This is a genomic window from Pseudomonas sp. NPDC087639 (genome assembly GCF_044743385.1).
Lineage (GTDB): Bacteria > Pseudomonadota > Gammaproteobacteria > Pseudomonadales > Pseudomonadaceae > Aquipseudomonas.
In genome coordinates, this window is sequence record NZ_JBIUWI010000131.1 from 1 (window position 1) to 4,731 (window position 4,731).

The 4,731-nt window shown below is 59.6% G+C and carries 3 protein-coding genes and 2 pseudogenes; all 5 read right to left on the minus strand.

Translation table 11 applies throughout. From position 1 onward, the window contains the following. Window positions 1-21: 21 nt before the first annotated feature. Window positions 22-1,311 carry a histidine--tRNA ligase gene (gene hisS / locus ACIOVB_RS26920; RefSeq protein ID WP_401272205.1) on the minus strand — a complete coding sequence of 430 codons (1,290 nt, stop codon included), beginning with the start codon at window positions 1,309-1,311 and terminating at the stop codon, window positions 22-24. Between the two features lie 36 nt (window positions 1,312-1,347). Beyond that, window positions 1,348-2,456: pseudogene (gene ispG, locus ACIOVB_RS26925) on the minus strand (flavodoxin-dependent (E)-4-hydroxy-3-methylbut-2-enyl-diphosphate synthase). Between the two features lie 3 nt (window positions 2,457-2,459). Then, window positions 2,460-3,503 carry a RodZ domain-containing protein gene (locus ACIOVB_RS26930; RefSeq protein WP_401272206.1) on the minus strand — a complete coding sequence of 348 codons (1,044 nt, stop codon included), beginning with the start codon at window positions 3,501-3,503 and terminating at the stop codon, window positions 2,460-2,462. Continuing rightward, window positions 3,503-4,261 (minus strand): type IV pilus biogenesis/stability protein PilW, encoded by a 759-nt coding sequence (gene pilW, locus ACIOVB_RS26935; RefSeq protein WP_401272207.1) that lies wholly within the window; start codon window positions 4,259-4,261, stop codon window positions 3,503-3,505. The genes ACIOVB_RS26930 and pilW overlap by 1 nt, the downstream gene beginning before the upstream one ends. 12 nt (window positions 4,262-4,273) lie before the next feature. Then, a pseudogene (locus ACIOVB_RS26940) lies at window positions 4,274-4,714 on the minus strand (23S rRNA (adenine(2503)-C(2))-methyltransferase RlmN); the annotation flags it as partial. Window positions 4,715-4,731 lie beyond the last annotated feature (17 nt).

Sequence of the window (4,731 nt, forward strand, 5' to 3'; positions counted from 1 at the left end):
AAATCGGCTGTTAAGACAGCTTCAACCCTGCACGACGCAGGTGGCCAGGTGAGCGGCAAGCGCATCCCAGGCAATGCTTTGTTGTTCGCGCTGGCCACGCAGGGGTTTGAAACCTACCACTTGCTGGGCCATTTCGTCGTCACCCAGGATCAGTGCGTACAGCGCACCGCTCTTGTCGGCTTTCTTGAACTGGCTTTTGAAGCTGCCGGCGCCGGCATTGACTTGCAGACGCAGGTTTGGAAGCTGATCACGTACACGTTCGGCCAAGGCCAGACCCGCCAGCTCGGCTTCTTCACCGAAGGCGCAGAGATAGACATCGACCTGACGCGAGATTTCTTCCGGGATCTGCTCCAGGGTTTCGAGCATCAGCACCAGACGTTCGATGCCCATGGCGAAACCAACGCCGGTGGTCGGCTTGCCGCCCATCTGCTCGACCAGACCGTCGTAACGGCCGCCCGCGCAAACAGTGCCCTGGGCGCCGAGCTTGTCGGTGACCCATTCGAAAACGGTTTTGCTGTAGTAATCGAGGCCACGAACCAGCTTCGGGTTGAGCACGTAAGGAATGCCAACGGCATCCAGACGGGCCTTCAGGCCTTCAAAGTGGGCACGGGATTCGTCGTCGAGGTAATCCGCCATCTTCGGCGCATCGACCAGCACGGCCTGGGTGTCGGCATTTTTGGTGTCGAGCACGCGCAGCGGGTTGGTTTTCAGGCGACGCTGGCTGTCTTCGTCGAGCTTGTCGTGGTGCGCAGAGAGGTACTCGACCAGCGCTTCACGATAACGACCACGGGACTCGCTGGTGCCGAGGCTGTTGAGTTCGAGTTTGACCGCATCACGAATGCCCAGCTCGCCCCACAGGCGCCAGGTCATGATGATCAGCTCGGCATCGATGTCCGGACCGTCGAGGTTGAACACCTCCAGACCGATCTGGTGGAACTGACGATAACGGCCTTTCTGCGGACGCTCGTGGCGGAACATCGGGCCGATGTACCAGAGCTTCTGCACTTGGCCGCCGCCGGTGATGCCATGCTCGAGCACGGCACGCACGCACGCCGCGGTGCCTTCCGGACGCAGGGTCAGGGAGTCACCGTTGCGGTCTTCGAAGGTGTACATCTCTTTTTCAACGATGTCGGTCACTTCACCGATGGAGCGCTTGAACAGCTCGGTGAACTCGACGATCGGCATGCGGATCTGCTTGTAACCGTAGTTATCCAGCAGACGCGCGACCGTGCTCTCGAAATAACGCCACAGCGGGGTCTGTTCGGGCAGGATGTCGTTCATGCCACGGATGGCTTGCAATGACTTGCTCACTATAAATCCTTAAATTCGTTCGGCTTTCAGTCAGGCTCAGCCGCGCGCGATAACCGCTGCGTCAGCTTCGACCTTCTCGGCCGCTTTCTGGCGGATCAGCCTTTCCAGCTCGTCCACCAGATTGTCATTCGTCAGTTTCTGCGACGGCTTGCCATCGATGTAAATCAGGTTTGGCGTACCGCCGGTCAAGCCGATATGGGCTTCCTTGGCTTCGCCGGGGCCGTTGACCACACAACCGATCACCGCGACATCCAGCGGCACCAGCAGGTCTTCAAGGCGCCCTTCCAGCTCGTTCATGGTCTTACCACATCGAAGTTCTGCCGCGAGCAGCTCGGGCAGGCGATGAAGTTGATGCCACGGGAACGCAAATGCAAAGACTTGAGGATGTCGTAACCGACTTTCACTTCTTCGACCGGGTCGGCCGCCAGCGAGATGCGGATAGTATCGCCAATCCCCTCGGCGAGCAGCATACCTAGGCCCACGGCGGATTTCACTGTGCCCGAACGCAATCCACCGGCTTCGGTGATGCCCAGGTGCAGTGGCTGAACGATTTCTTTCGCCAGCAGACGGTAGGCTTCGACGGCCATGAACACGTCGGATGCCTTCACGCTGACCTTGAAGTCCTGGAAATTCAGGCGTTCGAGGTGCTCGACATGACGCAGGGCTGATTCAACCAGCGCAGCCGGGGTCGGCTCGCCGTATTTCTTTTGCAGGTCTTTTTCCAGGGAACCGGCGTTGACGCCGATGCGGATCGGGATCCCGCGATCACGGGCAGCATCAACCACGGCACGCACGCGGTCTTCACGGCCGATGTTGCCCGGATTGATGCGCAGGCAGTCAACACCCAGTTCGGCTACGCGCAAGGCGATCTTGTAGTCGAAGTGGATGTCGGCAACCAACGGCACCTTGACCAGTTGCTTGATTCTGCCGAACGCCTCGGCGGCGTCCATGTCCGGCACCGAAACGCGGACGATGTCGACGCCGGCGGCTTCCAGACGGTTGATCTGCGCCACGGTGGCGGCAACATCATTGGTGTCGCTGTTGGTCATGCTCTGCACAGCGATAGGCGCATCGCCGCCCACCGGTACGTTGCCGACCCAGATCTTGCGCGATTCGCGACGTTTGATTGGAGATTCGCCGTGCATGACTTATTGACCCAACTTCAGGCGAGCAGTCTCGCCACTGGTGAACGGAGCGATATCGACCGGCTGGCCGTTGTAGCTGACCTGTGCCGCGCGGGCCACGCCCAGACGCACGGCAAGCGGTGGTTTACCGCTAACGGAAACGTTATCGCCTTTGTGCTTCAGACCACTGAACAGTACTTTGCCGCGGCCATCGGTAACCTGTGCCCAGCAATCGGCGGTGAACTGCAGTTGCACCTGACCTTCTCCGGCGAGCGGTGCGGTCGCTTCTGCGATTGGTGCAGGCGTCGCAGGAACAACCGGTGCGGTGACGGTCGGCGCTGGAGTGGCCGGTACGTTCGCAGCCGGGTTTGCCGGGGTGGCGACCACTGGCGCGGGCGTATGAACCGGTGCAGTTGGCGTTGCAACGGGAGCGGCCGGTGCCGCTGGAGTGGTTGCCGGAGCGGCAGGCTCGGCGCCGGTCGATTCAGCGGTAGTTTCCGATTGCGGCAGCGCCAGAGTGGTTGCGCCCTCGGCCTGATTTTCGGCGACGGCCTGATCTTCCGGCTCATCGATCGGGTGAATCTGCGTGGTGCCATCGGCGCCTTCGACTTCGACGTGCTCCGGAGCCAGGCTGGTCAAGTCTTTGGTGCGCTGCGAAGTCTGATCCTGCCACCAGACGAAACCACCGCCGATGACCGCGATCAGCAACAGCAGGCTGACGATACGCAAAATGGTGTGAGAAACACGCACCGGCTCTTCGATACGACCGAGCGCATGGACATTGCTGCCCTGGGAATCGGTTCCGGTGGACTGGTCGAACTGTTGAACCAGAACGGTCTGGTCCATGCCGAGCAACTTGGCATAGGCGCGAATATAACCGCGAGCGAAGGTATGCCCCGGCAGCTTGTCGAAAGCGCCGGCTTCAAGATTACTCAGGGAAGTCACGGTGAGGTTGAGCTTGAGGGCCACTTCGGCCAGCGACCAGCCATTGCTTTCGCGTGCCTGGCGCAGGGTCTCACCGGGGTTAACGCGATTCGCTGCTACAACTTCGGGATGCGCCGCTTTCATCATTGCTCCGACAGGTATTGCTGATATTCCGGCGTACCGGGATAGAGTCGTTTTAATTGCAGGCCATAACTGGCGGCCTTGTCGCGATTTTCAAACACTTTTGCCAGCCGAACACCGAGCAATAGACTACGTGCATTTTGTTCGGTAAGCAGGCTGAAACGCTCGTAATAGTCACGTGCGGGCACATAATGCCTGTCTTCGAATGACAACTCAGCCATTTCGAGCAGCGCGCGCGGTTGTTGACGGTTCAGTCGCAGGGCTTTTTCCAGTTGCTGCTGCGCCAGATCGCGCTGCCCCAGCTTCGATGCGGTCATGCCGAGGTTTTCGAACACACGCGAACGCTCAGGATACAGGGTATCGGCGGCGGCCTGTTCAAAACGCTCGTAGGCTTCCTTGTAACGCTGTTCTTCGTAGAGAAAACTGCCGTAGTTGTTGAGGATGCGCGCATCGGAGGGGCGACCGGACAAGGCCTTGCGAAAGTGCTCGCCAGCCAGTTTCGGCTCCATTTCGGCCTGAAACACCAGCCCGAGGGCAGCATTGGCGTCAGGATCCGAGTCGTCCAGATCCAGCGCCTTCTTCAGCGGCACCTTGGCCCGCTCGGTCATGCCTTGCTGCAAGTATCCCAGCCCCAACTGCACATAGGCAGCGCGCGCCTCGTCGCGGCCCTTGCTGGTCTTCATCGGGTTGTAGTCACCCGACAGAACACAACCAGCACATAGGCTGGCCAGCAGCAACAGCAGCGCAAAGCGCAGGGACATAGAGATCCTCTCTTAGTTAGTGTTCGCAGCGTTCTGTGCCAGATCGCCGTCGGCGTTCAACTCACGCACGGCGATGTAACGTTCGCTGCGGCGGGTGCGATCCAGCACCTGCCCTACCAATTGACCACAAGCGGCGTCGATGTCTTCACCACGGGTGGTGCGCACGGTGACGTTGAAACCGGCCTGATGCAGCTGATCCTGGAACCGGCGGATAGCGTTGTTGCTAGGCCGCTCGTACCCGGAATGCGGGAACGGGTTGAACGGGATCAGGTTGATCTTGCACGGAATGTTCTTCAGCAACTCGATCATTTCCACCGCATGCTCAACTTTATCGTTGATGTCCTTGAGCAAGGTGTACTCGATGGTCAGCACACGCTTCTCGCCAAGGGCGGACATGTAGCGCTGGCACGACTCGAGCAGCATCTTAAGCGGATATTTCTTGTTGATCGGCACCTATTGGTTACGCAATG

Coding starts and splice junctions, on each gene's coding strand:
- ACIOVB_RS26930 (WP_401272206.1), bottom strand. CDS start 3,503: ATGAAAGCGGCGCATCCCGAAGTTGTAGCAGCGAATCGCGTTAACCCC.
- pilW (WP_401272207.1), bottom strand. CDS start 4,261: ATGTCCCTGCGCTTTGCGCTGCTGTTGCTGCTGGCCAGCCTATGTGCT.